Source organism: Micromonospora haikouensis (assembly GCF_900091595.1).
Lineage (GTDB): Bacteria > Actinomycetota > Actinomycetes > Mycobacteriales > Micromonosporaceae > Micromonospora > Micromonospora haikouensis.
On record NZ_FMCW01000030.1, the window covers coordinates 17,764 to 43,297 of the forward strand.

28 protein-coding genes and 1 pseudogene are annotated in these 25,534 nt (G+C 73.9%); 10 read left to right on the forward strand and 19 right to left on the reverse strand.

Annotation, left to right across the window (positions count from 1 at the left end; translation table 11 throughout):
- Nucleotides 1-22: 22 nt before the first annotated feature.
- Entirely contained in the window at nt 23-1,363 is a 1,341-nt protein-coding gene (locus tag GA0070558_RS26070; RefSeq protein ID WP_091284463.1) for an MFS transporter, read from the forward strand.
- Nucleotides 1,364-1,481: 118 nt separating this feature from the next.
- Nucleotides 1,482-2,627, forward strand: coding sequence for a hypothetical protein (locus GA0070558_RS26075; protein WP_091284465.1), 1,146 nt, complete (start codon nt 1,482-1,484; stop codon nt 2,625-2,627).
- A gap of 71 nt (nt 2,628-2,698) precedes the next feature.
- Here the strand turns inward: GA0070558_RS26075 and GA0070558_RS26080 are convergent, their stop codons facing one another.
- Nucleotides 2,699-3,580 (reverse strand): LysR family transcriptional regulator ArgP, encoded by an 882-nt coding sequence (locus tag GA0070558_RS26080; RefSeq protein ID WP_091284467.1) that lies wholly within the window; start codon nt 3,578-3,580, stop codon nt 2,699-2,701.
- Nucleotides 3,581-3,649: 69 nt separating this feature from the next.
- Here GA0070558_RS26080 and GA0070558_RS26085 point away from each other — a divergent pair, with 69 nt between their 5' ends.
- Nucleotides 3,650-4,243 (forward strand): LysE/ArgO family amino acid transporter, encoded by a 594-nt coding sequence (locus GA0070558_RS26085; protein ID WP_091284469.1) that lies wholly within the window; start codon nt 3,650-3,652, stop codon nt 4,241-4,243.
- A 329-nt stretch (nt 4,244-4,572) separates the two neighbouring features.
- A complete protein-coding gene (locus GA0070558_RS26090) occupies nt 4,573-4,914 on the forward strand; it encodes an RNA polymerase-binding protein RbpA (RefSeq protein WP_007070998.1) in 342 nt (113 codons plus the stop codon).
- A gap of 63 nt (nt 4,915-4,977) precedes the next feature.
- Here GA0070558_RS26090 and GA0070558_RS26095 read toward each other — a convergent pair whose 3' ends face one another.
- The 9 genes from GA0070558_RS26095 to kdd all read right to left on the reverse strand — a co-directional run bounded on the left by GA0070558_RS26095 (nt 4,978) and on the right by kdd (nt 15,204).
- Nucleotides 4,978-5,499 (reverse strand): FxsA family protein, encoded by a 522-nt coding sequence (locus tag GA0070558_RS26095; protein ID WP_091284471.1) that lies wholly within the window; start codon nt 5,497-5,499, stop codon nt 4,978-4,980.
- A 61-nt stretch (nt 5,500-5,560) separates the two neighbouring features.
- Nucleotides 5,561-6,355 carry a polyprenol monophosphomannose synthase gene (locus GA0070558_RS26100; protein ID WP_439709636.1) on the reverse strand — a complete coding sequence of 265 codons (795 nt, stop codon included), beginning with the start codon at nt 6,353-6,355 and terminating at the stop codon, nt 5,561-5,563.
- Between the two features lie 55 nt (nt 6,356-6,410).
- Nucleotides 6,411-8,033, reverse strand: a complete 1,623-nt coding sequence (gene lnt, locus GA0070558_RS26105; RefSeq protein ID WP_091284472.1) for an apolipoprotein N-acyltransferase — start codon at nt 8,031-8,033, stop codon at nt 6,411-6,413.
- Between the two features lie 454 nt (nt 8,034-8,487).
- Complete coding sequence (locus tag GA0070558_RS26110) at nt 8,488-9,825, reverse strand: glutamate mutase L (protein WP_091284474.1); 1,338 nt, start codon at nt 9,823-9,825, stop codon at nt 8,488-8,490.
- A complete protein-coding gene (kal, locus tag GA0070558_RS26115) occupies nt 9,822-10,214 on the reverse strand; it encodes a 3-aminobutyryl-CoA ammonia lyase (protein WP_077940353.1) in 393 nt (130 codons plus the stop codon). Before kal ends, GA0070558_RS26110 begins: the two co-directional genes overlap by 4 nt.
- A complete protein-coding gene (gene kamE, locus GA0070558_RS26120) occupies nt 10,211-10,984 on the reverse strand; it encodes a lysine 5,6-aminomutase subunit beta (RefSeq protein ID WP_091284561.1) in 774 nt (257 codons plus the stop codon). Before kamE ends, kal begins: the two co-directional genes overlap by 4 nt.
- 26 nt (nt 10,985-11,010) lie before the next feature.
- Entirely contained in the window at nt 11,011-12,570 is a 1,560-nt protein-coding gene (gene kamD / locus GA0070558_RS26125; RefSeq protein WP_091284476.1) for a lysine 5,6-aminomutase subunit alpha, read from the reverse strand.
- Nucleotides 12,567-14,138 (reverse strand): amidohydrolase, encoded by a 1,572-nt coding sequence (locus GA0070558_RS26130; protein WP_091284563.1) that lies wholly within the window; start codon nt 14,136-14,138, stop codon nt 12,567-12,569. Before GA0070558_RS26130 ends, kamD begins: the two co-directional genes overlap by 4 nt.
- A 4-nt stretch (nt 14,139-14,142) precedes the next feature.
- On the reverse strand, nt 14,143-15,204 hold the full coding sequence (kdd, locus tag GA0070558_RS26135; protein WP_091284477.1) for an L-erythro-3,5-diaminohexanoate dehydrogenase: 1,062 nt from the start codon (nt 15,202-15,204) through the stop codon (nt 14,143-14,145).
- 144 nt (nt 15,205-15,348) lie between these two features.
- Between kdd and GA0070558_RS26140 the strand changes: the two genes are divergently transcribed.
- Nucleotides 15,349-16,755, forward strand: coding sequence for a KamA family radical SAM protein (locus GA0070558_RS26140; RefSeq protein ID WP_077940356.1), 1,407 nt, complete (start codon nt 15,349-15,351; stop codon nt 16,753-16,755).
- A 90-nt stretch (nt 16,756-16,845) separates the two neighbouring features.
- Here GA0070558_RS26140 and GA0070558_RS26145 read toward each other — a convergent pair whose 3' ends face one another.
- Nucleotides 16,846-17,718 (reverse strand): CPBP family intramembrane glutamic endopeptidase, encoded by an 873-nt coding sequence (locus GA0070558_RS26145; protein WP_091284479.1) that lies wholly within the window; start codon nt 17,716-17,718, stop codon nt 16,846-16,848.
- Between the two features lie 240 nt (nt 17,719-17,958).
- Between GA0070558_RS26145 and GA0070558_RS33585 the strand changes: the two genes are divergently transcribed.
- Together GA0070558_RS33585 and GA0070558_RS34895 are read left to right on the forward strand one after the other, a co-directional pair.
- A complete protein-coding gene (locus GA0070558_RS33585; RefSeq protein WP_176734382.1) occupies nt 17,959-18,111 on the forward strand; it encodes a hypothetical protein in 153 nt (50 codons plus the stop codon).
- Complete coding sequence (locus tag GA0070558_RS34895) at nt 18,111-19,076, forward strand: golvesin C-terminal-like domain-containing protein (RefSeq protein WP_091284481.1); 966 nt, start codon at nt 18,111-18,113, stop codon at nt 19,074-19,076. The genes GA0070558_RS33585 and GA0070558_RS34895 overlap by 1 nt, the downstream gene beginning before the upstream one ends.
- Before the next feature lie 84 nt (nt 19,077-19,160).
- Here the strand turns inward: GA0070558_RS34895 and GA0070558_RS26155 are convergent, their stop codons facing one another.
- The 4 genes from GA0070558_RS26155 to GA0070558_RS26170 all read right to left on the reverse strand — a co-directional run bounded on the left by GA0070558_RS26155 (nt 19,161) and on the right by GA0070558_RS26170 (nt 20,671).
- Nucleotides 19,161-19,355: a CsbD family protein gene (locus tag GA0070558_RS26155; protein WP_043969178.1), complete on the reverse strand. Its 195-nt coding sequence runs from the start codon at nt 19,353-19,355 to the stop codon at nt 19,161-19,163.
- Between the two features lie 159 nt (nt 19,356-19,514).
- Nucleotides 19,515-19,871 (reverse strand): nuclear transport factor 2 family protein, encoded by a 357-nt coding sequence (locus GA0070558_RS26160; RefSeq protein ID WP_091284483.1) that lies wholly within the window; start codon nt 19,869-19,871, stop codon nt 19,515-19,517.
- A gap of 24 nt (nt 19,872-19,895) precedes the next feature.
- A complete protein-coding gene (locus GA0070558_RS26165) occupies nt 19,896-20,330 on the reverse strand; it encodes an SRPBCC family protein (protein ID WP_091284485.1) in 435 nt (144 codons plus the stop codon).
- Entirely contained in the window at nt 20,327-20,671 is a 345-nt protein-coding gene (locus GA0070558_RS26170) for an ArsR/SmtB family transcription factor (RefSeq protein ID WP_091284487.1), read from the reverse strand. Before GA0070558_RS26170 ends, GA0070558_RS26165 begins: the two co-directional genes overlap by 4 nt.
- A 105-nt stretch (nt 20,672-20,776) precedes the next feature.
- Here GA0070558_RS26170 and GA0070558_RS26175 point away from each other — a divergent pair, with 105 nt between their 5' ends.
- A complete protein-coding gene (locus GA0070558_RS26175; protein WP_091284488.1) occupies nt 20,777-21,388 on the forward strand; it encodes a histidine phosphatase family protein in 612 nt (203 codons plus the stop codon).
- Here GA0070558_RS26175 and GA0070558_RS26180 read toward each other — a convergent pair.
- From GA0070558_RS26180 to GA0070558_RS26190, 4 genes and pseudogenes are all read right to left on the reverse strand, one after another.
- Entirely contained in the window at nt 21,318-21,824 is a 507-nt protein-coding gene (locus GA0070558_RS26180) for an Lrp/AsnC family transcriptional regulator (protein ID WP_077940363.1), read from the reverse strand. The genes GA0070558_RS26175 and GA0070558_RS26180 overlap by 71 nt on opposite strands.
- Nucleotides 21,825-21,918: 94 nt before the next feature.
- Complete coding sequence (locus GA0070558_RS34620) at nt 21,919-22,362, reverse strand: peptidoglycan-binding domain-containing protein (RefSeq protein ID WP_256092131.1); 444 nt, start codon at nt 22,360-22,362, stop codon at nt 21,919-21,921.
- A 55-nt stretch (nt 22,363-22,417) separates the two neighbouring features.
- A pseudogene (locus GA0070558_RS35040) lies at nt 22,418-22,555 on the reverse strand (peptidoglycan DD-metalloendopeptidase family protein); the annotation flags it as partial.
- Between the two features lie 375 nt (nt 22,556-22,930).
- Nucleotides 22,931-24,073 (reverse strand): acyl-CoA dehydrogenase family protein, encoded by a 1,143-nt coding sequence (locus tag GA0070558_RS26190; RefSeq protein ID WP_091284490.1) that lies wholly within the window; start codon nt 24,071-24,073, stop codon nt 22,931-22,933.
- A gap of 244 nt (nt 24,074-24,317) precedes the next feature.
- Here GA0070558_RS26190 and GA0070558_RS26195 point away from each other — a divergent pair, with 244 nt between their 5' ends.
- Both GA0070558_RS26195 and GA0070558_RS26200 read left to right on the forward strand, forming a co-directional pair.
- Nucleotides 24,318-24,542, forward strand: coding sequence for a hypothetical protein (locus tag GA0070558_RS26195; RefSeq protein ID WP_091284492.1), 225 nt, complete (start codon nt 24,318-24,320; stop codon nt 24,540-24,542).
- A gap of 49 nt (nt 24,543-24,591) precedes the next feature.
- Nucleotides 24,592-25,512, forward strand: coding sequence for a 5'-3' exonuclease (locus tag GA0070558_RS26200; protein ID WP_091284494.1), 921 nt, complete (start codon nt 24,592-24,594; stop codon nt 25,510-25,512).
- Nucleotides 25,513-25,534: the final 22 nt, after the last annotated feature.

The window sequence follows — 25,534 nt, forward strand, 5'->3', positions numbered from 1 at the left end:
TGCCGCCGAAAGGACACCCACGATGACCCAGCCGGCCCCCGCGCCCCCGACGGACCTGCCGCGCGGCCCGCTGCTCGGCTTCGCCGCCGGCTCCCTCGGCATGGGCGTGTGGGTCACCGTACCCGGGCTGCTGCTGCTGTACTTCCTCACCGACGTGCTCGCCGTGGCGCCGTGGCTGGCCGGTCTGGCGCTGCTCGCCCCGAAGGTCGTCGACGTGCTGGTCCACCCGTGGGTCGGCCACCGCAGCGACGCCGAGTCGGCCCGCCGCGGCGACCGGCGGCGGCTGCTGCTGGCCGGCTGCGCGCTGCCCGCGGCGTTCGCCGCGCTGTTCGCGGTGCCCGGCGGCCTCACCGGCGTGGGCGCGGCGGCGTGGGTCGCGGCCTGGTTCGTCGCCGGGAACCTGCTGTTCGCCGCCTACCAGGTGCCCTACCTGGCGACCCCGGCGGACCTGCGGATCGGCTACCACGAGCGGACCCGGCTGATGGCGTTCCGGATGGTGGTGCTCACCGCCGGGATCCTGGTCTCCGGGCTGCTCGCGCCGCTGCTGACCGGCGGCGACGCCGCGACCCGCGGCGGCTACCAGCGGATGGGCCTGCTGCTGGGCGGCGGCGCCCTGGCCGCCATGCTGGTCGGGGTCGCCGGCATCGGCCGGCTACGCCGGACCGCCGGCACCACCGCGCAGCGCCACGCACCGGGCGGCTGGCGGGCGCTGACGGCGGCGCTGCGCGACGGACAGTTCCGCTGGCTGGTCGCGGCCTACCTGGCCATGTCGACCACGACGCACCTGGTGCTGGCCGGGGTGCCGTACTACGCCGAGTACGAGCTGGGCCGGCCCGCGCTGACCACGGTGCTCGTCGCCGCGTTCGTGGCGCCGGCGCTGCTGGTCACCCCGGGCTGGCTGGCCGTGGCCCGCCGCGCCGGCAAGCAGCGGGCCCTGCTCGTCGCGCAGGGCGCATTCGCGGCCGGGTCGCTGGTCCTCGCCGTGGGCGCCCCCGCCGGCCTGCCCGTCCTGGTGGCGGCGGTGACGGTGCTCGGGGTCGCGTTCGCCGGCATGCAGTTGCTGCCGTTCGCGATGATGCCCGACGTCGTCCGCGCCGCCGGCGCCACCGGCGCGGGCACCTACACCGGGGTGTGGACGGCCACCGAGGCCACCGGCGCGGCGCTGGGCCCCTACGCGTACGCGGTATGCCTGACCGCGGGCGGGTTCGTCGCCTCGACCGGCGGCCAGGTGATCGACCAGCCGGACACGGCGGGGGCCGCGATCCGCTACGGCTTCGGGTTGCTGCCGGCGGCGCTGATGCTCGCCGCAGTGCTGCTGCAACGCCGCTACACCCTCGACGGCGCCGCCCGCGCCGCCGGCTGACGCGCACAAGCAGGGGCCCCTTGTTATCGCCTCCGGTAGCGCAAGGGCCCCTTGTTAACCACCTGCCGCCGCAGGCACGGCCGGGCCGGGTGGCCACCGTCGCTAGACTTCCGCCTCGATGGACGACCAGCCCTCCCCCACCGCCGACACCCGCCCCTGCGCCCACTGTGGGCGCGACGTGCCGCAACGGGCCGGCGCGGGCCGGCCGTTCCGCTACTGCCGCGACAACGACGGCGCCTGCCAGCGGGCCTCGCGCAACAGCCGGATGCGGCACCGCAACGCCCCCGGCCTGCCCGGTCAGGTGGCCCGCACGTGGGAGGCGGTGGACCGCCTCGACCAGATCGTGCAGACCCTCACCGAGGCGCTGCACGACGAACTGTCCCCGGCGGGGGTGCAGCGGCAGCTGGCGCAGCTGCGCGCGGAGACCGCCGCGGAACTCGCCCAGGCCCACACCGAACGCGACGACGCCCGCCGCGACGCCCAGGACGCGGCGGCGGCCGCGGCCCGCGCCGGCCAGCAGGCCCGCACGGCCGCCGCCGAACGCGACGCCGCCGTCGCCCGCGCCGACGCGGCGCAGGCCGACGCGGCCGCCGACCGGCAGCGGGCCGAGCAGGCCGAGACGGCCCGCGACGACGCCCGCCGCGACGCGGGCGCGGCGCAGGCGCTGCGGGTGCAGGCCGAGCGGGACCGCGACGCGGCCCGCCACGAGCTGCGCACGATGCGCGGCGAACGCGACGCGCAGCGGCAACGCGCCGGCGACCTGACCACCGAACGCGACGCCGCCCTGCAGGCCGCGCGCCGCGACGCCGAGGCAGCGGCGCAGGCCCGCCAGCGGGCCGAGCAGGCCGACGCGCAGGCGCAGCAGGCCCTCGCCGACGCCCGCACCGCCGCGGCGGGCGCCGACGCCGCCCGCGCCGACGCGCAGCGGGCCCGCGAGCAGGCCGACCGGCTGCGCGCCGACACCGCCGACGCCCGCCGCGACGCCGAGGCCGCCCGGGCGCAGGCGCAGGCCGCCCGCCAGGAGGCGGCGGCGCTGGCGGCGCGGCTGGCCGAGGCCACGGCCGCCCACGACACGGCCGCCGCCCAGGCGGCGGCCGCGCGGGAGGCCGCCGCCGCCGTCGAGGGCCGCCTCGGCGAGCTGGAGGTACGGCTACGCGCGGCCGAGGCCGAACGTGACGCCGCGCTGCGCCGCTCGGCGCAACTGGTCGACCAGGTCAGCGACCTCGCCACCGCGCTGGCCCGGCTGGGCGCCCCGCCGCGCTGACGGGCACCCTGCGGCGGGCCGCTTCGCCCTGGCGGTCGCTTCGGCACGGGGACCGCCGTGCCGGTGGCGGGTCAGCGCAGCGCGGTGGCGGCGGCGGCCCGCACCGCGGCAGTCAGCGCGCTCAGCGCCGCCGACTCCAGCCGCCAGCACTGCCAGTGCAACGGCACGTCCAGGTGCCGGCCGCCGGCCAGCGCGACGAGCCGACCGGCGGGGACGTCGACGTCGGCGACGGCCTCGGGCACCAGGCCCCAGCCGAGGCCGAGGCGGATCGCCTCGGTGAAGCTCGCCGACGCCGGCACGTACGACGTCGGGGGGTCGACGGGCCCGGCGGCGACCGCGCGGGCGAAGCGGTGCTGCAGGGTGTCCTTGCGGTTGAAGCAGACCATCGGCGCGGCGGCGAACGCCTCGCCGGGGTCCCGCCCGGCGAACCACACCGAGGCCACGGCGGGCGCGGCGACGGCGACGTAGCGCATCGCGCCGAGGCGCTGCACCCGGCAGCCCTGCACGGCGACGCGTTCGGCGGTCACCGCCGCCATCACGGTGCCGTCGCGCAGCAGGTCGGCGGTGTGCCCCTCGTCGTCGGTGTGCACCTCGAACGCGACGTCGGGCACGGCGGCCAGGACCGGCAGGAACCAGCCGGCCAGGGAGTCGGCGTTGACCACGACGGCCACCCGGGTGCGCGCGTGCGCGCCGAGCCCACCCCGGGCGGCGGCGAGGGCCTCGTGTTCCAGCAGCGCCACCTGACCGCCCAGGCGCACCAGGGGCCGCCCGGCGGCCGTCGGCACGCACGGCCGGCCCCGGCGCACCAGCACCTGACCGACGGCCTGCTCCAACGCCTTGACGCGTTGGCTGACCGCGGACGGGGTGACGTGCAGGACCCGCGCCGCCGCGTCGAAGCTGCCCTGCTCGACGACCGCCTGGAACGTCGCGAGCTGCACCGGGTCGAGGGCCATAAGCGATGCTAACGGTACTGAAGAATCTTTAGCTGGAGTGTGGCCGCGCATCGCCCTACGGTCGCTGCCATGGGTTCCGTGCTGGCCGGGTTCGGCTTCTCCCTCGCGTTGATCGTCGCCATCGGCGCGCAGAACGCCTTCGTGCTGCGCCAGGGGCTGCGCCGCGAACACGTCGGTGCGGTCGTGGCGGTCTGCGCGGCCGCCGACGCCGCGCTGATGGGCGCCGGCATCGCCGGCCTGGGCGCGGTCCTCACCGACGCGCCGGCCGTGGTGACGGCGGCCCGGTGGGGCGGCGCGGTGTTCCTGTGCGGGTACGCGCTGCTGGCGGCCTGCCGCGTCCTGCGCCCCACCGCCCTCACCCCGACCGACCGTCCGCCGGCCACGCTGCGCGCGACGCTGCTGACCTGCCTGGCGTTCACGTTCCTCAACCCGCACGTCTACCTCGACACGGTGGTCCTGCTCGGCACGGTCGCCCACCACGACCCGAACCGGTGGGCGTTCGGCGCCGGCGCGGCGACGGCGAGCCTGCTGTGGTTCACCGGCCTGGGTGTCGGCGCCCGCCGGCTGGCCCCGCTGCTGGCCCGCCCGACTGCGTGGCGGTTCGTGGACGCGGCGATCGCCGCGGTCATGGTCGTTGTGGCGGTGTCGCTGGTCACCGGCTGAACCGCGCCGCCAGCGCCCGCGCCCGTGGTGCGCGTCGACCGGCGGCCAGCGGCCTCCCGGCGGCGTGGCCGGCGCGTCACCGGGCATCGCCGCCCGCGCCCGCCGGGGAGTGGGTAGCATGCCCGGTGAGCCGCCGAACACCTCCACCGATTCGCCCGGCCGGGACGACCCCGCCGGGCAGCTGGCGTGGCCGGCTACCCTTGCAGGGGCGGCGGGGCTCGCCGCGTCCCGCCCGCACGGCGGGGTGCGGCCCGGCGGGGCGGGAATGACCCGACCGACAGACACCGTTGGACCTGAAGACCAGCACCACGAACGAGGGGAAGTCGATCATGGGCGAGCGTATGCTGCGCGGAAGCCGTCTGGGCGCGGTCAGCTACGAATCCGACCGCAACACGGAGCTCGCGCCGCGTCAGACCCGCGAGTACCTCTGCGCCAAGGGCCACCAGTTCGAGGTGCCGTTCGCCGTCGACGCCGAGGTCCCCACGACCTGGGAATGCAAGTTCGACGGCAGCGTCGCCCGCCTGGTCGACGGCACCGAGCCGGAGCAGAAGAAGGCCAAGCCGCCGCGCACCCACTGGGACATGCTGCTGGAGCGCCGCTCCATCGCCGAGCTGGAGGACATCCTCGCCGAACGGCTCCAGGAGGTCCGCACCCGCCGGGGCCGCGCCTGACCCCACACCCACGACGACGCCCCCGCAGGGATCACCCTTGCGGGGGCGTTTCGCGTGGCCGCTCTACCGTTCGACGATCTCGCCCTCGATGGCCCGACCACCGTCGACCACCGTCGGCGCCGCCTCCTGCGGTTCCGGCTGCGCGGACGGCGCCGCGTCGCCACGACGCACCCGCACCCGACGCGGCCCGAACAGGTCACCGGCCACCATCGACGACACCCGCCGCTCCGTGGCCCGCCGCACCCCCGCACCCGCCAGCCGCCGCACCGGCGGCACCAGCAGCAGCAGCCCCACCACACCGGAAACCAGGCCCGGCACCGCCAGCAGCAACGCCCCCAGCAACCCCACCAGCCCGTCGGTGACCTGCGGGCCCGGCGGCGCGCCCGCCTGCGCCGCAGCCCGAAACCCCCGCCACGCCCGCATGCCCTCCCGGCGCAACAACACCAACCCCAGCAGCGACGCCGCGAACACCAGCAGCACCGCCGAACCGAACCCGACCGCCCGGCCGACACCCACGAACACCGCCAGCTCCGCCACCACGGCCGCCAGCGCGGCCACCGGCACGAACCTCAGTCCTCGGCGCATCTCACCCCATCGCCTGCGTCGCGTCCCACCACCTGCCGCAGCAAGCATGACACGCCGCCGCTCACGGCCACCGCACCTGACCGTCACCGGTGCCGTGCAGACCCCGCCGCCACGCCGTCCGCCGATCCTGCACCGCCCACACACTGACCCGCCACAACGCCTCCGCCACGATCAACCCGCTCATCTTGCTCGCCCCCCGCTGACGCTCCGCGAACGTGATCGGCACCTCCACGATCCGCGCCCCCGCCCGGTGCGCCAGCCGCGACAACTCCACCTGGAACGAATACCCCTGCGAACACACCGACCCCAGATCCACCGCGTCCAACACCGCCAACCGGTACACCCGGTATCCGCCCGTCGCGTCCGTCACCGGCATCCCCAACGCCATCCGCGCATACAGGTTCCCGCACCGCGACAGCAGCAGCCGCCGCAGCGGCCACCCCACCACCCGTGCGCCCTGGCACCACCGCGACCCGATCACCACGTCCGCGTCGGCGGCCGCGGCCAACAACCTCGGCAGGTCCTCCGGCGCGTGGGAACCGTCGGCGTCCATCTCCACCACCGCGTCGTAGCCGCGTTCCCGCGCCCACGCGAACCCCGCCAGATACGCCGCGCCGAGCCCCTCCTTACCGGCCCGGTGCAGTACGTGCACCCGCCCGTCGCAGGCCGCCAGGGCATCCGCGAGGACCCCCGTGCCGTCGGGGCTGGCGTCGTCGGCGACCAACACGTCCACCTCGGGCGCGGCGGCCCGCACCCGCGCCACGATCGACGTCACGTTGTCGGCCTCGTTGTAGGTGGGGATGACCACCAGCACCCGCCGCAGCGGCGCCCGGCCCGCCCGCGCTCGCACGCCCACCGCTGCACCCACCGTTCCCCCCGCCCCGCGCGCCGGCACCGCCGGCGCGCGTCCGTCACCCCGCCGTCACCCGGGACCGTCCGGCGCTCGAACGCCGCCGGCGCAGCACCGCCGCACCGGCCATCACGGCCACCGCCACCGCGACCAACGCCGCCTCCGGCCACACCCCGACCCGGGTGGCCAGGGTGCGCCCGTCCCCGAGGCGCAACTGCCGCGACACCACGGCCCGGGTGTTGAACCCGGTGGCGTCGGATACCCGCCCGTCGGCGCCGACGAACCCGGACACCCCCACCGTCGACGCCATCAACGACGCACGGCCGTGCTCCACCGCCCGCAACCGCACCATCGCCAACTGCTGGCGCGCCTCCGCCACGTCGAACGTCGCGTTGTTCGTCTGCACCACCAGCACCTGCGCCCCGCCGGTGACCGTGTCCCGCACCAGCCCGTCGTAGGCCACCTCGAAACAGATCACGTCACCCACCGTCACCGCACCCGCGTCCACGACCCCCGGCCGGTCACCGGCCACCATGTCGCTGCGGACCCGGTCGACCTCCTTGCTGATCATCCGCGCCACGTCCCGCAACGGCACGTACTCGGCAAACGGCACCGGATGCCGCTTCGTGTACATCTGCTCCAGGTCAGGCCCGGCCCCCGGCCGCCACAGGATCCCCGCGTTCTGGCTCTGCCCCGGCCCCGGCCCCACCAGCACCGCACCCACCAGGATCGGCGCCCGCACCGCCGCCGCCGCCACGCCGATACGCTCACCGGCCGCCGCGCTGCGCAACGGGTCGATGTCGCTGGCGTTCTCCGGCCACACCACCAGGTCCGGCTGCCGGCGCTGCCCGGCCGCCACCTGCGCCGCCAGGTCCAACGTCGCCTGCACATGATTGTTCAGCACCGCCTGCCGCTGGGCGTTGAAGTCCAACCCCAGCCGCGGCACGTTGCCCTGCACCACCGCCACCTCCACCGTGGCCCCACCACCGGCCACACCCACCGGCACCAGCCACCCCACCGACAGCACCGCCACCGCCGCGACCGCCGGCCCCACCGCCGCCCACCGCACCCGCGCACCCCCAGCCCGCCACGGCCGCCACAGCGCCGCCACCAGCAGACCGCCCGCCGCGGCCACCGCGAACGTCACCAGCGGCGCCCCACCCCACGCCGCCAACCGCAGCGTCGGCGCATCACCCTGGCTGAACGCCAACCGGCCCCACGGGAACCCCCCGAACGGGGCCCGCGACCGCAGCGCCTCCTGCCCCACCCACAACACCCCGCACACCAGCGGCCACGCCCACCGCCACCGGTCCACCACCGGCGACACCCACGCCGACGCGGCACCCAGCAGCGCCACCACCGCCGCCTGCGACAACGACAACAACACCCACGGCAGCATCCCCGTGTGCAGGTTCGTCCACTCCAGCAGCGGCGCGAACAACGCCAACCCCGCCAGGAAACCCAACCCCGCCCCGGCCCGCACCCGACGCCGGTGCGTCGCCGCCGCCAGCAACGCCACCCCCACCGGGGCACCCACCCACCAGTCGTACGGGGGGAACGCCACCAACAGCACCAGCCCGGCGGCCACCGCCACCGGCACGGCCACCCGCAACGGCAGCGGCCCCGCCCCCGGGCGCACCACGGGCGCATACGACGGGTCCTGCGCGACAGCCGTCACCGGCATCTCACCTGCGATCACACCGCCGAAGGCTACCCGCCCCACCCCGACAAGCCGGCGACAGACGCCACCTGCGAAACGGAAATCGGGGCGCGGCATACGCCGCACCCCGATGCTCCCAGGCCCTTCCCGGCCGGTGGGGCGAGGATCAGGCACCACGACCTTCGGACCGACCCGACGGGAAACTGGCTGCCCCCGCCTGGCCGTTGTCTACTGGCCGCGCACCTCACCCTGCCCGTACACCGGTAACCGCGGCCGGTTCGCGCCGCCCCGCCGACCCCCGCCCGCTGGACCTGGCCGCCGTAACCCGAAGGTCACTCGGCCAGCGGACGAAGGGACGAAGCGAACAACAGCCGCTTCCCGTAGTAGGACTCAAAGACGGTACGTGCCACCCCCCGGCCCCTGTCAACCCGCCCCGGCCAGTCGCCCCACCCGCCACGGCGTGTCGCGTCGGCGAGTCTCAATCCACGGCGAGATACCGACGCACCAACGCCCCCGCCGCCACCGGATGATCCGCCGCCAACAACCCCGCCGCCGCCAGCACGTACTCGACGTCCACCACCGCCCGCGCCGCCCGCGGCACCGCCCACCCACCCGCGTGATCCGACAACACCGCCCCCAACACCCCCGCACCCGCCCCCGCCGGCACGTGACGCAACACACCCCCCGACCCGACCAGCAACCGCACGTCCCGCAGATCCCGCCCCCCACGCTCCCCCGTCGCCCCGCCCCGCGCATGCCGACGCACCGCCACCGTCGCCGCCAACGCCGCGATCCGCGCATCCACCACCCACCCCGCCTCATCCGCCGCCACGAACCCCGGATCCGCCGCCCGCACCCCCGCCGCCACCGCCAACGCCCCCTCCTCCACCGCGTCGACCAGCCGCTCCTGCACCGCCGCCCGCACCACCCCCGGCGCGCTCCACCGCACCCCCAGATCCCCCTCCACCGTGCGGGCCCGCCACAACGACCCGGCGACCTCCCGCCCCGGCCCCGCCGCCCGCTCGTCCGGCGTCAACACCGAATACACATCCGTCGTCGCACCACCCACGTCCACCACCACCAGATCACCACCCACGGCGTCCGCGAGGACCTCCACCCCCGTCAACACCGCATCCGGCGTCGCCGCCCGCACCAACCGCCCGAACCGGGGCCCCCGCGACAAGCGCTTCCCACCGATCACATGCCGCAGGAACACCTCCCGGATCGCCGCCCGCGCCGACCCCGGCTCCAACACCCCGATACGCGGCAGCACATTGCCGGCCACCGTCACCGGCACCCCCGCCCCCGCCAACACCGCCCGCAACTCCTCGCGCACGTCGACGTTGCCCGCCAACACCACCGGCACCCGCCACCGCGCCCGCGCCAACCGCGTCGCGTTGTGCGTCAACACCGCCGCGTCACCACCGTCGGTGCCACCCACCAGCAACACCACGTCCGGACGCGCCGCCCGCAACGCCGACACCTGCGCCGCCCCCAACCGGCCCGCGGCCACATGCACCACGTCAGCCCCCGCCGACAGGCCCACCCGCCGACCCGCCTGCGCCGTCACCAACGCCTCGTAGCCCACCACCGCCAGGCGCAACCCGCCACCGGCCGACGAACACACGTACCACGGCACGTCACCCACACCGGCCGCCGCCGTCGCCGCACCCACCGCCGCGTCCAACCCCCGCACCACGTCCGAACCCACCGTCGTCGGCGACGCCCCCGCACCCACCAGCCGACCAACATCCAGGTCGACCACCACCGCCTTCGTGTACGTCGAACCGACGTCGACGCAGACCGCAGTGCTCACGCCACCGGCGGCACGACCACCGTGCCCGTCGCCGTCACCGCCACGATCGGCTCCGCCAACACCTCCGCCGCCGACTCACCCCGATCCGGGCGGCCCCGACACACCACCCGCGCCTCGAAGTCGATCGTGCGGCTCCGCGTGCCCACCCGCGTCACCGTCGCCACCGCCTCCACCACGTCACCCGCCCGCAACGGCGCCCGGAACTGCACCTCCGCATACGACGCGAACAACCCCTCGTCCCCGTCCGTACGGATACACACCTCCGTCGCCACATCACCGAACAACCCCAACGCGTACGCCCCGTCGACCAGGTTCCCCGCATAATGCGCATGCGAATACGGCACATACCGGCGGTGCACGACGGTCAGACCAACCCGGGGATCACTCATGCGACACTCGCCTTCCTCGACGTGATCAGAGCATGAACGAGATAACTGGCCACCTCACCCGGAGTCGTGCCCCGGCCGAAGATCCGATCCACGCCCAACTCGCCGGTCATCGACTCGTCGAACCGCGGCCCACCGACGATCAACAACGGCCGCCTCCCGGCCGGCATCGCCTCCCGGAACGCCGCCGACATCTCCCTCGTGTTGTGCAGGTGCGCATCCCGCTGCGTCACCACCTGCGACACCAGCACCGCGTCAGCGCGTTCCCGCCGCGCCGCCTCCACCAGCTCCGGCACACTCACCTGCGCACCCAGGTTCGTCACCTTCAACTCCCGGTAGTACTCCAGACCCTTCTCCCCGGCGATTCCCTTCACGTTGAGGATCGCGTCGATGCCCACCGTGTGCGCGTCCGTGCCGATGCACGCCCCCACCACCGACAGCTTCCGCCGCAGCCGCCGCTTCACCACCGCGTTGACCTCCTTGGCCGACAACAGCGGATAGTCACGCTCCACCACCTGCACCTTCGCCAAGTCCACCAGATGGTTCACCCGCCCATACACCACGAAGAACGTGAACCCGTCACCCATCTGCCGGGCATGCACCAGCATCGCCGGATCCAGGCCCATCTTGTTCGCCAACTGCACCGCCGCGCCCTCGGCCCGCTTGTCGTGCGGCACCGGCAACGTGAACGACACCTGCACCATGCCGTCACCCGTCGTGTCCCCGTACGGCCGCACCACCGTCTTCCCGCTCACGCCGCGCTGGCCCGGCATGCCCTCGCTCCGCTCGGTGCGCTCATTCATGCCGGCTGCTCCAGGATCTCCGTGGCCGGGTTGTAGTAGTCGCCCTCGTGCCGCGCCACCCCGTCGAGACCCTTCCCCCGATCCGCCGGCCGCTTCATGATCCCGAACGTGCCCTCCGCGATCGCCGTCAACAACGACTGGTCCCCGATCCGCTCCAACAGATCCACCGCCTCACCCAACACCCGGCGCGCACGCTGCTGGATGAACCCACCCGACGCCGGCACGAAATCCTCGTGCAACCCGCCCGCCGCACCCAGCACGTACCGCACGTTCTGCAACGCGATGTCCCGATCCGACAACCACGGCGTCACCACCGCCTCCGTCATCATCCCGACCAGCAGAATCCCCTGCCCCGTCATCGCACCCACCAGGTTGAAGAACCCGTCGAGCAGATTCCCCCGGAACACGTCCCCCGTCATGTGCTTCGTCGGCGGCATCCACTTCAACGGCGCATCCGGAAACAACTCCCGCGCCAACAACGCGTGCGCCAACTCCAGACGCAACGACTCCGGCACATCCGGGTTGATCTCGAACGCGTGCCCCAACCCCAACTGCCAGTCCGCCAGCCCCGCCTCGTGCGCGAAGAACTCGTTCAACAACTGCGACACCGTCACCGTGTGCGCCTCGTCCACCGCATCCGCAGTGGTCAGGTAGTTGTCCTCACCCGTGTTGATGACGATCCCCGCCCGCGCGTGCACCTGCCGCGAGAACCGCTGATCCACGAACGTCCGGATCGGATTGATGTCCCGGAACAGAATCCCGTACATCGAATCGTTGAGCATCATGTCCAGCCGCTCCAGGCCCGCGAGCGTCGCCATCTCCGGCATGCACAGACCCGACGCGTAGTTCGTCAACCGCACATACCGACCCAACTCCCGCGACGAAGAATCCAACGCCGCCCGCATCAACCGGAAGTTCTCCTGCGTCGCGTACGTCCCCGCGAACCCCTCCCGCGTCGCCCCCTCCGGCACATAGTCCAACAGCGACTGCCCCGTCGACCGGATCACCGCGATCACGTCCGCACCCGCCCGCGCCGCCGCCTGCGCCTGCGGAATGTCCTCGTAGATGTCACCCGTCGCCACGATCAGATAGATCCACGGCCGCTGCGCCGGATCCCCGAACCGCCTCACCAGACGATCCCGCTCCGCCCGCCGCCGATCGATCCGCCGGACCCCCGCCGCCACCGCCCGACGCGCCGCCCGACGCGCCGCCGTCGCCGCCCGCCCCGACGGCACAGCGAACCGCACCGACCCGGCCGCCGCCTTCTGCGCCAACAACGTCACATCCGACACGCCCTCCCGCGCCAGCGCGTCGAACACCGGCACCGCCACCCCATGCCCCAACCCCACATCGGCGACCACCGCGTCGACCAGCCGGTTCACCCACGGAATCCCGTCCGGATCAGCACCGGACACCCCCGCAAGCCGCAACACCGCCCGCTCCACCGACACCGTCGTGTGGCTACGCGCCAAATCCACCACCGGCTGCCCGGCCCGACGCGCCAACTCCCGCGCCCGCCCCACCAGCGCCGGATCCAACCCAAGCTTGCCCGTCACGACACGCCTTCCTCGTAGATCACGTCACCCCGCAACACCGTCGCCCGACACACCGGCAACGGCGTCGGATCACCCGCACCCCGCAACTCCGGATCCTCGGCCTGCAACACCGGCAACCCCCGATCCACCCCCGCCGGGGAGTCCCACACCGCGAACGTCGCCGGCGCCCCCAACGCCAACACACCCTCGTTGTCCAGATGCACCGCCCGCCACCCACCCCGCGTATGCGCCGCGAACGCCGCCCGCACACTCATCCGCTGCACCGGATTGTGATGCGCCGCCGCCGCCCGCACCGAACCCCACGGATCCAACGGCGTCACCGGCGAATCAGACCCGAAAGCCAACGCCACCCCCACCGAATGCATCGCACCCATCGGATTCGACTCCAACGACCGCGACAACCCCAACCGCGCCTCATACATCCGACCCGCACCACCCCACAACCGGTCGAACGCCGGCTGCATCGACGCCACGATCCCGAACTCCACAAAACCCGCGATCAACCGCCGGCTCATCAACTCCGCGTGCTCCACCCGATGCCGCCCCGCCCGCAACCGCTCCACCCCCACCCGCTCCGCCGCCCCCGCGAACCCCGCCAACACCGTCCCGATCGCCGCATCACCGATCGCGTGAAACCCGCCCTGCACCCCGTGCGCCACACAATCCAACACGTGATCACGCACCTGCTCCGCCGACACGTACCCGTGCCCACACGCCCCCGGCTCCCCATCCAGGTACGCCGCCGACACGTGCGCCGTCCGCGACCCCAACGCACCATCGGCGAACAGATCCCCACCCGCCCCCACCGCACCCAACTCCCGCGCCCGCGCCGCACCCAACAGCTCACCCCAGTACCCGTACACCTCCGGCACACCCCGCCCGGACATCCCCAGCAACCCCGTGAAGTCCTCCTCGTCGGAGATCTCCGGACCACCGCACTCGTGCACCGCGGCGACACCCAACGACGCCGCATGCGCCAACGCCCGCCGCTGCGCCGCTACCCGCTGCGCCCGCGTCACCGACCCGAACGCCGCCGCCCGCACCACATGGTGCGCGTCCCGCCGCAACCACCCCGACGCGTCGAACCCGGCCGCCGACACCACTTCGGGGCACGCCGCCAGCAGCGCCTCCGACACCAACGCCGAATGAATCGACGCCTGCGACAGATACACCCGCCGCCCACCCGCCGCCCGACCCACCGCCGCCGCATCCGGCAACGCCACGTCATCCCAACCCGACTCGTCCCACCCGTGCCCCAACACCACCGCGTCACCCGGCAACCCCGCCGCGAACACCGACACCGCGTCCAACAACTGCCCCGCCGACCGCACCCCCGACAGGTCCAGCCCCGACAACGCCAACCCCGTGTCCGTCGCATGCACATGCGCATCCACGAACGCCGGCGTCACCAACGCCCCCGCCAGATCCACCACCCGGTCCGCCGACGGCGCCTCCGCGTCCACCCCCAACCAGACGATCCGCCCGTCACGCACCAACAACGCCGTCGCACGCGGATCCGCCGGACAATGCAGCACTCCACCGCGGTACAAGATCGAGGGACTAGTCATGACGTCAGTCTGCCGCCAACCGGGCCTCGAACAGGCCACGCACCCCAGGCTCCGACCGCAACAACCCCAACGCCAACTCCGCGTGCCCCGGCACGTACCCGTTGCCCACCAGCATCGTCACGTCCGCCGCCAACCCCTCCGCCCCCAACGCCGCCGCCGCGAAACTCGTCGCCATCGAGAAAAAGATCACCGTCCCGCCGTCCGCCGTGGCCAACACCGCCCCGTGCTCACAACCCGGCACATCCACACACACCACCGTCACGTCCGCCGGCACCCCCAACGCCGACGTCACCGCCGTCGACAACCCCACCGGATCCCGCGCATCGGCCAACACCACCTCCGACGCCAGACCCGCCGCCACCAACGCGTCACGCTCCGCCACCACCGGCACCACCCCGACCGTACGAGCCGCACCCGCCCGCCGCGCCGCAGCCAACGACAACGACCCGCTCTTGCCCGCCCCACCGATCACCGCCACAGACACCGGCCGGGCATCACCCGCCCGCTCCCGCCGCGCCACCTGATCGGCCACCACCCGCGCCGTCAACGCCGGCGCCCCACACACGTCCAACACCGCGAGCGACAACTCCGGATGCAGATCCGCCGGCAACACCGCCGCGATCGACCGCGCGAACAGGATCGCGTACCCGTCACAGGGCACCTGCTCGCTGCGCCCGTCCCAGCGCGCCAACCCGTCGGTGATCGCCAACGGGGTCAGCGTCAGCGACACCAACGTCGCCACCCGATCACCCACCCGCAACCCCAGCGGCGACCGCCGACCCGCCTCCTCCACGGTGCCGATCAGCATCCCGCCCGACCCCGTCACCGGGTTCTGCATCTTCCCCCGCGTCGCGACGATCTCCAGCACCTCGGCGCGGACCTTCTCCCCGTCCCCGCCGTGCTTCTGCCACAACTGCCGGAAACTCGCCGCGTCCAGGTTCAACCGCTCCACCCGGATCCGCACCTCGTTCGGCGCGATCCGCGCGCTGGCGTCCAACCGCCACGCCGCCTGCGGCAGCACCCCCGCCGGTTCGACAACGCGGTGCAGACCCACCGGTGACGTCACGCCGACCTCCCCCTGTCCAACCGCCCGAAGCCCCGCCCGGGACTCGCATCGCGGGAAAACTTACGGCAGACTAATTTCTTCGCCGGATATTTTCCAGTAGCCTACGGGCCGCCGATCATCCGCACCACGCACCGAGGAGGGGCCGTGACCCAGACCCAACCGGCTGAGACCATCCCTGCGCCCCGTCACGCCCCGGTCGCCGCACCGACCGCCGGACAGCCCTACGAATACCGCCGCAGCCCCCTGGTCGAACCCGACTGGACCCGCTTCCCCGGCTGGCGCCACGTCACCCGAGACCAGTGGGAAAGCGCCCAGTGGCAGCGCGTCAACTGCGTCAAGAACATCAAGCAGCTGCACGCCGTCCTCGGCGACACCGTCGACGAGTCCTTCTACGCCGACCTGGAGGCCGACCAGCAGGCCCTGGCCACCATGTCCATGCTCGTGCCACCCCAAATGATCAACACCATGGTGCCGCACGCGCCCCTGACCACCGCCGCGCTCCTCGCCGACCCCATCCGGCGCTACATGATCCCCGTCGCCTCCGACCGGCGCACCGACTGGCCCTCCCACCCGTACGCCAGCCGCGACTCCCTCCACGAGCACGACATGTGGGTCGCCGAGGGCCTCACCCACCGCTACCCGACGAAGGTCCTCGCCGAACTGCTCTCCACCTGCCCCCAGTACTGCGGGCACTGCACCCGGATGGACCTCGTCGGCAACTCCACCCCCGCCGTCGACAAGCTCAAGCTCACCCTCAAGCCCGTCGACCGGTACGACGCCCACATCACCTACCTCAAGGCCCACCCCGGCGTACGCGACGTCGTCGTCTCCGGCGGTGACGTGGCCAACGTGCCGTGGCGCAACCTCGAGTCGTACCTGATGCGGCTGCTGGAGATCGAAACCATCCGCGACGTCCGGCTCGCCACCAAGGCCCTCATGGGCCTGCCCCAGCACTGGCTGCAGCCCGACGTCGTCGAGGGCCTGGAGCGGGTCGCCCGCACCGCCGCCCGCCGCGGCGTCAACCTGGCCATCCACACCCACGTCAACCACGCCCAGTCGATCACCCCGCTGGTCGCGAAGGCCGCCCAGACCGCCCTCGACGTCGGCGTACGCGACGTGCGCAACCAGGGCGTGCTCATGCGCGGCGTCAACGCCACCGCCCCCGACCTGCTCGACCTCTGTTTCGCACTCCAGGGCGAAGCGGGCATCCTGCCCTACTACTTCTACATGTGCGACATGATCCCCAACGCCGAGCACTGGCGGGTCCCCGTGTGGCACGCCCAGCAGCTCCAGCACGACATCATGGGCTACCTGCCCGGCTACGCCACCCCGCGGATCGTCTGCGACGTGCCGTTCGTCGGCAAGCGGTGGGTGCACATGCTCACCGACTACGACCGCGAGCGCGGCATCTCCTACTGGACGAAGAACTACCGCACCTCGATCGAGTCGGCCGACCTGGAGGCGCTCAACAAGCGCTACGCCTACTACGACCCGATCGACACCCTGCCCGCCGCCGGCCAGCAGTGGTGGCACGAGCACCGCGACGACTGATCGACACCCGCTCGACCCATGGGCCCCGGCATATGCCGGGGCCCATGGGTTTTCGGGTTCGGCGTGGCACGCCACGCCCCCTAGCGCGTCCTAGGATGCTAGGGTTGGTGCTTCGGCTTCGACGTGGCGCCGGCCGGCGAGCAGCGGCGAGGGTGCGCCACGGTGGGCGGCGCGCCAGGCCGCGATCAGCAGCAGCACCGCCCAGAGCATGACGACGGTGGTGGAGACGGCGGCGACGGTTCCCGACGCGGCGGCCGACGCCGAGGACAGGTTGTAGGCCACGTGCCAGCAGGCAGCGGCGGCGATGCCGCCGCCCGCGGCGTTGTACACGTACGCCAGCACCACCGCGCCGGCGAGCATTCCGAGGAAGAAGCCGGGCAGCACGGCGGGGCGGAAGCCGCGGAAGGTGGCCAGGATGACGAACAGCGGCGCGTGCCAGACCGCCCACCCGACGGCGGTGAGCAGCGCCGCCCGGACCGGCCCGTGGCGGGCCTGGAGCCGCTCCTGGGCGAAGCCACGCCACCCGCCCTCCTCCCCCAGGCCGTTGAGCACGACCAGGCCCAGGAGCATCGGCAGCGCCGCCGACGGCAACCCGCTGACCACGAACAGGTCCCGCCAGGGTGGGACCGGCTGACCGGCCAGGGCGGCGACGATCAGCCCGGCGGCCAGCATCGCCAGCGGGCTGGCCGCCAGCGCCGCCGTGCGCCAGCCGCCGCGCCAGCGCCACAGCCGGCCGACGTACCCGGCCACCGCCGCGCGACCACCGGTCAGCGCGGTGACGGTCACCGCCGCCAGCAGCGGCCCGAGCAGGCCGGGCATGTGCGTGGGCCACGGATCGCCGCCCCGCACCACGCCCCCGGCGACCGCGATCGGCACCCACCAACCCCACGACAGCAGGTACGCCAGGGCGAAGAACGACGCCACCGGCCACCGCCGCACCAACCCACGCAGCTTGACGACCATGCCCCGAGTACAGCAGCGGCCGGCCGCCCCCCGGACAGGGCCGGAAGACCGCGACAGACCGGCCGACAGCCCGTGTCCAACCTGGACACGAACGCCTCCGGCCGGGCCCGGGTTGCGGGAAACCTTCAACCCCGACAGTTCGATTGAAGGGTATCGACATCGACGGGTGCAACCGGATAGCGTGCCGTCATCCCTGCCCACCGACCGGGCGGACCACCGTCCGCCGCCGTGAGGAGTGCCGTGGCCACGTCACCCGTCGCCCGCCTGCGCCGCCGAGGGCTCCTCGGTTTCCCCGCCCTCGTCGCCGCCGCGCTCACCGTCGCCCTGCGCCCCGCGCCCGCCCGGGCCGAGGCACGCGTCGAGTGCCTCGCCGACCTGACCGAGCAGTCCTGATGGCCACCGTCGGCTGGCTCGCCGACGTCCTGCGCGCCGCCGGCGTACAGGTCGTCGAGGAGGGTGACTGGCGCAACCGGATGCGCCCCGGCGACTTCGACCCCATCGGCGTGCTGTGGCACCACACCGCCTCCACCTCCAGCGCCACCAACCCCCACCCCGCCCTGGGCATCTGCATCAACGGCCGCTCCGACCTGCCCGGGCCCCTCTGCCAGGCCCTCGTCGACTACCACGGCGTGTTCCACCTCATCTCCGCCGGCCGCGCCAACCACGCCGGCACCAGCGGCGGCAGCGGACCCATCCCCGCCGGCGACGGCAACACCCTCATGATCGGCTGGGAGATCGACTACAACGGCGTCAGCCAGGAGATGACCCCCGCCCAGTACGAGGCGTCGCTGCGCGCCACCGCCGCCGTGCTCACCCGCCTCGGCCGCGACGCGAGCTATGCCCGCGGCCACCGCGAGACCAGCACCACCGGCAAGATCGACCCGTCCTTCATCGACCTGGACGTCATGCGCGCCGACGTCGCCGCCCGGATGAGCGGCGGCACCGCCTGGAGCACGGTCGTCGACAACGCCACCTCGGGCCGCTTCACCGCCAGCGCCAACTGGCGCGTCTCCACCTACTCAGGCCAGCGCTACGGCGCCGACTACCGCTACGCCGACCCCGTCGCCTCCAGCGACGTCGCCTGGTACCGGGTCAACGTCCCCGCCACCGGCACCTACCGCGTCGACGCCTGGTGGCCGGCCAACGCCGGATACAACAACGCCACCCCGTACCTCGTCGCCACCACCACCGGCAACAAGACCGTGTACGCCGACCAGCGTGCCACCGGCGGGCAGTGGCGCGCCCTCGGCACCTTCACCCTCCCCGCCGGCGACGCCAACCGGGTCGGCGTGAGCCGGTGGACCACCGGCACCGGCCTCGTCATCGCCGACGCGATCCGCCTCACCCGGGTTTCCTAGCCCACGCTCCTCCCCCGGCGGCGGGGACGGCACCGACGACGGCCGCCCCGGAGAAGAATCCTCCGGGGCCGCCGCGCGGTCGGGTCACTTGGTGAACGCGTCGCGCACGTCCCGTCCGGCGTCCTTGACGTGCTCGCCCGCCTGCCGGGCCCGCGCGTCGCTCTGCTCGGTGGCGCCCTCGGCCCGCAGACGCTCGTTGTCGGTCATGTCGCCGACGCGCTCCTTGGCAGCGCCGGCCAGCTCCTGGGCCTTGTTCTTCGCCTTGTCGGTGAAGCTCATGTCGACTCCCTCTGCTCCGGCGTTCCGGGGCCTCACTGCCCCTGACCATAGGCATGCCCGGGGCGCGGGCAGCGGAAACCTCTTGACAGCGGGGCGGCACACACACCCGCTGTGGCATCCTAGGCTGCTAGGGTAGTCGGGTGGGTCGCCCTCGCCGGCTCACGGCAGCGGGACGACGTAGGAATCGACCCGGGCGATCAGCCCGGCGCGGAACGTGAACAGGTCGTTGAAGGCGAACCGGAACGGCCCGTGGTCGACCATGACACCCCGGCCCTCGCCTGCGGCGACGACGACCGGGCCGTCCTCGTGGACCCGCTGGACGTCGAGGTCCGGGCTGCCGGTGAAGGCCGGGTTCTCGATCTCCCCGTCGAACTCGGCCTTGCCCCGGGTGGTGCGGTGACCGTGGATGACCCATTCGACGTCCTCGGTCAGGGTGGCGAGGATCCGGGGGTGGTCACCCGTGCGGAACCCGGCGAAGTACTCCTCGACGAGCTGGCGCTGCGTGGCCTGTTCCATGGCATCTCTCCACTTCTGTGGTCGTCAGTGCCGCAGGTGCGCGGCGAGCGCGGCGAGGATCGACGCGAGCCCGTCCGCCGCCTGGGTGGTCCGCAGCTCCGCGGGAAGCCGACGCTGGTGGACCGTGAGATCGGTGCCGTCGCCCGCGGCGCGCATGGTCACGGTCGTGCGGAGCCCGGTCACGGGCTCGTCGAACACGAGCTCGCGCGGGGCGACGACGCTCACGTACACGAACCGGAGCCGGCGGACGGCGCCGCCGGGCGCCTGGGTGTCGAGCGCGAACTCACCGCCCGGTCTCAGGTCGACGGTCACGGATTCCGGCGGGACGACGGCGTGCGAACCACCCCAGAAGGCCGCGATGCTCGTCGGCGACGTGAACGCCGCCCAGACCCGGGAGGGTGCCGCCGGAAGGTGCCGGCGGGCGATCAGTTCGTCGCCGTTGAGCTCCGCGCGGGTCACGACGCCTCCCCGTCGGCGAGGTGCTGTTCGAGGGCGTCGAGCCGGTCGTGCCAGGCCCGGCGCTGGTCGTCGATCCACGTGCCGAGCTGGGAAAGCCGGTCGACCCGCAGCCGGCACGGCCGCCTGGTCCCCTCGCGGCGCTGGTCGACCAGGCCGCACCGCCGCAGCACACCGACGTGGTGGGAGATCGCCTGTGGGGTGAGGTCGAACGGCGCGGCGAGCTCCCCGACGGTGGCGTCACCGCGGGCGAGACGGGCCACCAGGGCACGACGCACCGGATCGCCGAGAGCGGCGAAGGCGGCGTCGAGGCCCGGGGCCGGCACCTGGAGCGAAGAGGACATGCCCCACGGTAACGCCAACGAACGCTTTCACAAATACTTGCTTGTTGATGGACGGCCGGCTGGTCTCCCGCACCGGCCGACGGGCGGGGCTGGTTGACTGGGCGGATGGGAGAGATCGTCCTCGTCCGCCACGGCGAGACCGAGTGGAGCGCCAGCCGCCGGCACACCTCGTACACCGACCTGGAGCTCACCGACGACGGCGAGCGGGAGGCCCGCGGCCTCGCCGCACTCCTGGCCGGCCGGCGCTTCGCCCTGGTGCTGGCCAGCCCGCGCCGCCGCGCGCTGCACACCGCCGAACTGGCCGGGCTGGCCGGCACGGCGGTCGACGAGGACCTGGCCGAGTGGAACTACGGCCGGTACGAGGGCGTCACCACCGCCGACATCCACACCACTCGCCCGGGGTGGAACATCTGGACCGACGGCTGCCCCGCCGGGGAGTCACCCGCCGAGGTGGGCGCGCGGCTCGACCGGGTCCTGGCCCGCGCCGCCGCCGCGCTCGCCGACGGCGACGTCGCCCTGGTCGGCCACGCGCACAGCCTGCGGGTGCTGGGCGCCCGGTGGATCGGCCTGCCGCCGTCGGGCGGCGGGCTGCTGCGGCTGGACACCGCCACGGTCAGCGCCCTCGGCCACGAGCACGGCCGGCCGGTCATCCTGCGGTGGAACCAGCCGCCTCCCCCGCCGCCCGGGACCGCGCCCGCGCCGACAACTCGCCGTTGATCTTCGGCGGCCGGTTCTCGTACGGGGTGGACAGGACCACGGTGGTGCGGGTGGTGACGTTCGCGGCCGTGCGGATCTCCTGGAGCAGCCGCTCCAGGTCGGCCGGGGAGGCCACCCGCACCAGCAGCAGGTAGAAGTCCTCCCCCGCCACCGAGTAGCAGGAGTCGATCTCGGGCAGGTGGGCCAGCCGCTCCGGGGCGTCGTCGGGCTGCGACGGGTCGAACGGCCGGATCGCCACGAACGCGCTCAGCGGCAGGTCCACCGCCTCGAAGGAGACCCGGGCGGCGTACCCCCGGATCACCCCGCGCTGCTCCAGCCGGCGGACCCGCTGGTGCACGGCGGACACCGACAGGCCCACCTTCTCCGCCAGATCCGTGTACGACAGCCGCCCGTCAGCGGTCAGCGCCGCGACGATGGCCCGGTCGATCTCCTCCACGGCGTGCAACCTACCGGTAAAAGCGCTCCCACGCGACGACGCCCCCGCCTCGCGTGACGCCCGGTGCACCTCAGGCGACCTTCCGCAGTGGGCCTCAGTCCCACTGGTCCTGGTTGAGGAAGCGGGCGAAGCCGCGCCAGGAGTTCGGGCCCATCACCCCGTCGACCGGGCCGGTGTAGCCCCAGCCGGAGGCGAGCCGCTGGACGGCCCTCCAGGTATTGACCCCGGGCACGCCGTCGATCGGGCCGGTGTAGCCGTAGCCGCGCATGGCCCGCTGCAGGGCGGCGTAGGTGTTCACCCCGGGCACGCCGTCGATCGGGCCCGTGTAGCCCGACGTGATCCGCAGCCAGTTCTGCATCCGCTTGTAGCAGATGGGGCCCGGGATGCCGTCCTGCTCGGTGGTCGTCTTGGGCAGGCCGCCGCCCGGGTTCTGGCCGACGTAGGTCAGCGGATTGATCCGCACCCCGCTCGGGTTGATCATGTGCCAGTGCAGGTGCGGGCCGGTGGAGTTGCCGGAACCGGGGGGCGCCGACTGCACCCCCGGAGCGCCCCACCACCGTCCCGGCGGCGACGGCGGTGCCGTCGGACAGCAGGAACTGCGACAGGTGCATGTACTGGCTGCGGTAGCCGTCGGCGTGGTGGATGGTCACGGTGTGCCCGCCCGTGCCGTTGTTCGGGATGTTCTGGATCGTCCCGGCGCCGCAGGCCGGCAGGTTCGTGCCGACGCCCATCCCGAAGTCGATGCCGCCCAGCGAGCCGCTGCTGAGGTGCTCCTCCCAGGTGCCGGTGATCGGGTAGCCGGCGAACGGGTTGTAGATGGCGGGCGCCGCGTGGGCCATCCCCGGCAGGCCGACGACGCCGCCGACGGTGAGGGCGCCGGTGGTCAGCGCCGCACCCCGCAGCAGCGTACGGCGGCTGAGCCCGACCTGCGGCGGCGCGGACGGGCCGCCGCAGCAGCCGGGCGGGTTCTCGTGATCCATGCGCGGGCCTCCGTGCGGTCGTCGACGGACCATGGCAAGCAGAGGCTAGCCATCAGATAGCCGAACATCAATCGTTAACACCGGGGGCCGGCGGTGCGGGGCCGGGCCCGCACCGCCGGCGCGCGCTCAGCCCCTGGCCAGGGCGCGGGAGATCACCAGGCGCTGGATCTGGTTGGTGCCCTCGACGATCTGGAGCACCTTCGCCTCCCGCAGGTAGCGCTCGACGGGATGGTCGGCGACGTAGCCGGCCCCGCCGAGCACCTGCACCGCGTCGATGGTCACCCGCATCGCCACGTCCGTGGCGAACAGCTTCGCCTTCGCCGCCTCGATCGAGTACGGCCGGCCGGCGTCGCGCAGCCGCGCGGCGGCCAGCATGAGCGCGCGGGCGGCGGAGATCCGGGTGGCGTGGTCGGCCAGGGTGAAGCCGAGGCCCTGGAAGTCGACGATCGCCCGCCCGAACTGCCGACGCTCACGGGCGTAGCCGACCGCGTGGTCGAGGGCGGCCTGGGCCAGGCCGACGGCGCAGGCGGCGATGCCGAGGCGGCCGGAGTCCAGGGCTGACATGGCGATGGTGAAGCCGGCGCCCTCCCCGCCGATGAGGCGGTCGGCGGGCACGCGGGCGTCGTCGAAGGCGACCTGCGCCACCGGGGAGGCGTGCAGGCCCATGGTCCGCTCGGCGGCCTGCGGCACGATGCCGGGGGTGTCGCGGTCGGCGAGCAGGCAGGAGATGCCCTTCGGGCCGGGCCCGCCGGTGCGGCAGAAGATGTTGTAGAAGTCGGCCACCTGCGCGTGGGTGATCCACGCCTTGGTGCCGGTGACCACGTACGCCTCGCCGTCGCGCACGGCCCTCGTGGTCAGCGCCGCCGCGTCCGAGCCACCCTGCGGCTCCGACAGGCAGTACGCGCCGAGCAGGTCGCCACCGATCATGTCGGGCAGCAGCTTGCGCTGGGCGTCCGTGCCGAACTGCGCCAGGGGGTAGCAGGACAGGGTGTGCACGCTGACCGCTTCGGCGACGGCGAGCCAGCGGCTGGCGAGGACCTCCAGCACCTGCAGGTACACCTCGTACGGCTGGGCGGCCCCGCCGTGCTCCTCGGCGTAGGGCAGGCCGAGCAGGCCGGCGCGGCCGAGGGTGCGCAGCACCTCCCGGGGGAACTCGGCGCGGGACTCGAACCCGGCGGCGCGGGGGGCGAGTTCCCGGTCGGCGAGTTCGGTGGCGAGGCCGAGCAGGTCGTGGGCCTCGTCGGTGGGCAGGATCCGGTCGACGGTCATAGCGCGCTGAGCTCCGTGGGGGTGGTGTTGAGCCGGTCTCGCCGCCCGTCGTGCGGACGGCGTCGGGTCCCGGTGGCCGGTTCTGCCGTCGGTTCCCACCCTGTGAGCTTAACGGTCGTTTGGTCGCCTGCGGGAGGCGCTCGCGGCGGTGTCGCGTCGAACCCGCCCGACCCGGGCGGCGACGTCGATAGCCTGGACCCACGCCGGCACCGGAACACCGGCCGACGGACGGGAAGGCGACGCGATGGGCGGCGAGCGGGACCGCGGGGCGCGGCGCCGGCGCGGGCTGCTGTGGGCCGGCATCCTCGCCGTCGCCGGGCTGGTGCTGCTGGCGGTGGGCCTCACCGTCGCCAACGGGGCGCTCGCGTGGCTGGAGGCGGCCGTCGCCCTCGTCCTGCTGGTGGCGAGCTACGCCGTGCAGCGCCTCGCCCGCCGGGAGACGCTCTACCGGCACGACCGGCCGCGCTGACCGCCGCGCCGCGCCCGGATCGTCGGACGCCTGTGCCAGGCTGTCCGGCGTGGCACACCGACCCCCGATCCTGCTGATCGACGCTCCCAGCCTCTACTTCCGGGCCTACTTCGGCGTCCCCGAGTCCGCCGCGCGGGCCACCGACGGCAGCCCCGTCAACGCGGTGCGCGGCTTCCTCGACATGCTCACCACGCTGGTGCGCACCCGCCGCCCCGACCGGATGGTCTGCGCCCTGGACCACGACTGGCGTCCCGACTGGCGGGTGGCGCTCCTGCCGTCGTACAAGGCGCACCGGGTGGCCGCGGAGGGGGGCGAGGAGGTGCCCGACACCCTCGGCCCGCAGGTGCCGGTGATCCTGGACGTGCTGGCCGCGATCGGCATCACGGCGGTCGGCGCCACCGGTTACGAGGCCGACGACGTGCTGGGCACGCTGTCGGTGACCCAGCCCGCGCCGGCGGAGGTGGTCTCCGGCGACCGGGACCTGTTCCAGCTCGTCGACGACGCGCGCGGGGTGCGGCTGCTCTACGTCGGGCGGGGCGTGGCGAAGCTGGAGGACTGCGACGACGCGGCGGTGCGCGCCCGCTACGGGGTGCCCGCCGACCGGTACGCCGACTTCGCGGCCCTGCGCGGCGACCCGAGCGACGGGCTGCCCGGGGTGCCGGGCGTCGGCGAGAAGACCGCGGCCCGGCTGGTCGACCGGTACGGCGGCGTCGCCGGCATCCTCGCCGCGCTCGACGCCCCGGGCTCCGGGTTCGCCCCGGGCCTGCGGGCCCGGCTGGACGCCGCGCGCGACTACCTGGCCGTCGCGCCGACGGTGGTGCGGGTGGCGCTGGACGTGCCGCTGCCGGAGCTGCCCACGGCGCTGCCGCAGGCCCCGGCCGACCCGGACCGGCTGCTGGAGCTGGCCGAGCGCTGGAACCTGGCCGGTTCCTGCCGCCGCCTCGTCGACGCCCTCGCCACCCGCGACTGATCGCGCCGCGCCCGGCCTCGCC

Coding starts and splice junctions, on each gene's coding strand:
- GA0070558_RS26070 (WP_091284463.1), top strand. CDS start 23: ATGACCCAGCCGGCCCCCGCGCCCCCGACGGACCTGCCGCGCGGCCCG.
- GA0070558_RS26075 (WP_091284465.1), top strand. CDS start 1,482: ATGGACGACCAGCCCTCCCCCACCGCCGACACCCGCCCCTGCGCCCAC.
- GA0070558_RS26080 (WP_091284467.1), bottom strand. CDS start 3,580: ATGGCCCTCGACCCGGTGCAGCTCGCGACGTTCCAGGCGGTCGTCGAG.
- GA0070558_RS26085 (WP_091284469.1), top strand. CDS start 3,650: ATGGGTTCCGTGCTGGCCGGGTTCGGCTTCTCCCTCGCGTTGATCGTC.
- GA0070558_RS26090 (WP_007070998.1), top strand. CDS start 4,573: ATGGGCGAGCGTATGCTGCGCGGAAGCCGTCTGGGCGCGGTCAGCTAC.
- GA0070558_RS26095 (WP_091284471.1), bottom strand. CDS start 5,499: ATGCGCCGAGGACTGAGGTTCGTGCCGGTGGCCGCGCTGGCGGCCGTG.
- lnt (WP_091284472.1), bottom strand. CDS start 8,033: ATGCCGGTGACGGCTGTCGCGCAGGACCCGTCGTATGCGCCCGTGGTG.
- kal (WP_077940353.1), bottom strand. CDS start 10,214: ATGAGTGATCCCCGGGTTGGTCTGACCGTCGTGCACCGCCGGTATGTG.
- kamE (WP_091284561.1), bottom strand. CDS start 10,984: ATGCCGGGCCAGCGCGGCGTGAGCGGGAAGACGGTGGTGCGGCCGTAC.
- GA0070558_RS26130 (WP_091284563.1), bottom strand. CDS start 14,138: ATGACTAGTCCCTCGATCTTGTACCGCGGTGGAGTGCTGCATTGTCCG.
- GA0070558_RS26145 (WP_091284479.1), bottom strand. CDS start 17,718: ATGGTCGTCAAGCTGCGTGGGTTGGTGCGGCGGTGGCCGGTGGCGTCG.
- GA0070558_RS34895 (WP_091284481.1), top strand. CDS start 18,111: ATGGCCACCGTCGGCTGGCTCGCCGACGTCCTGCGCGCCGCCGGCGTA.
- GA0070558_RS26155 (WP_043969178.1), bottom strand. CDS start 19,355: ATGAGCTTCACCGACAAGGCGAAGAACAAGGCCCAGGAGCTGGCCGGC.
- GA0070558_RS26160 (WP_091284483.1), bottom strand. CDS start 19,871: ATGGAACAGGCCACGCAGCGCCAGCTCGTCGAGGAGTACTTCGCCGGG.
- GA0070558_RS26170 (WP_091284487.1), bottom strand. CDS start 20,671: ATGTCCTCTTCGCTCCAGGTGCCGGCCCCGGGCCTCGACGCCGCCTTC.
- GA0070558_RS26175 (WP_091284488.1), top strand. CDS start 20,777: ATGGGAGAGATCGTCCTCGTCCGCCACGGCGAGACCGAGTGGAGCGCC.
- GA0070558_RS26190 (WP_091284490.1), bottom strand. CDS start 24,073: ATGACCGTCGACCGGATCCTGCCCACCGACGAGGCCCACGACCTGCTC.
- GA0070558_RS26195 (WP_091284492.1), top strand. CDS start 24,318: ATGGGCGGCGAGCGGGACCGCGGGGCGCGGCGCCGGCGCGGGCTGCTG.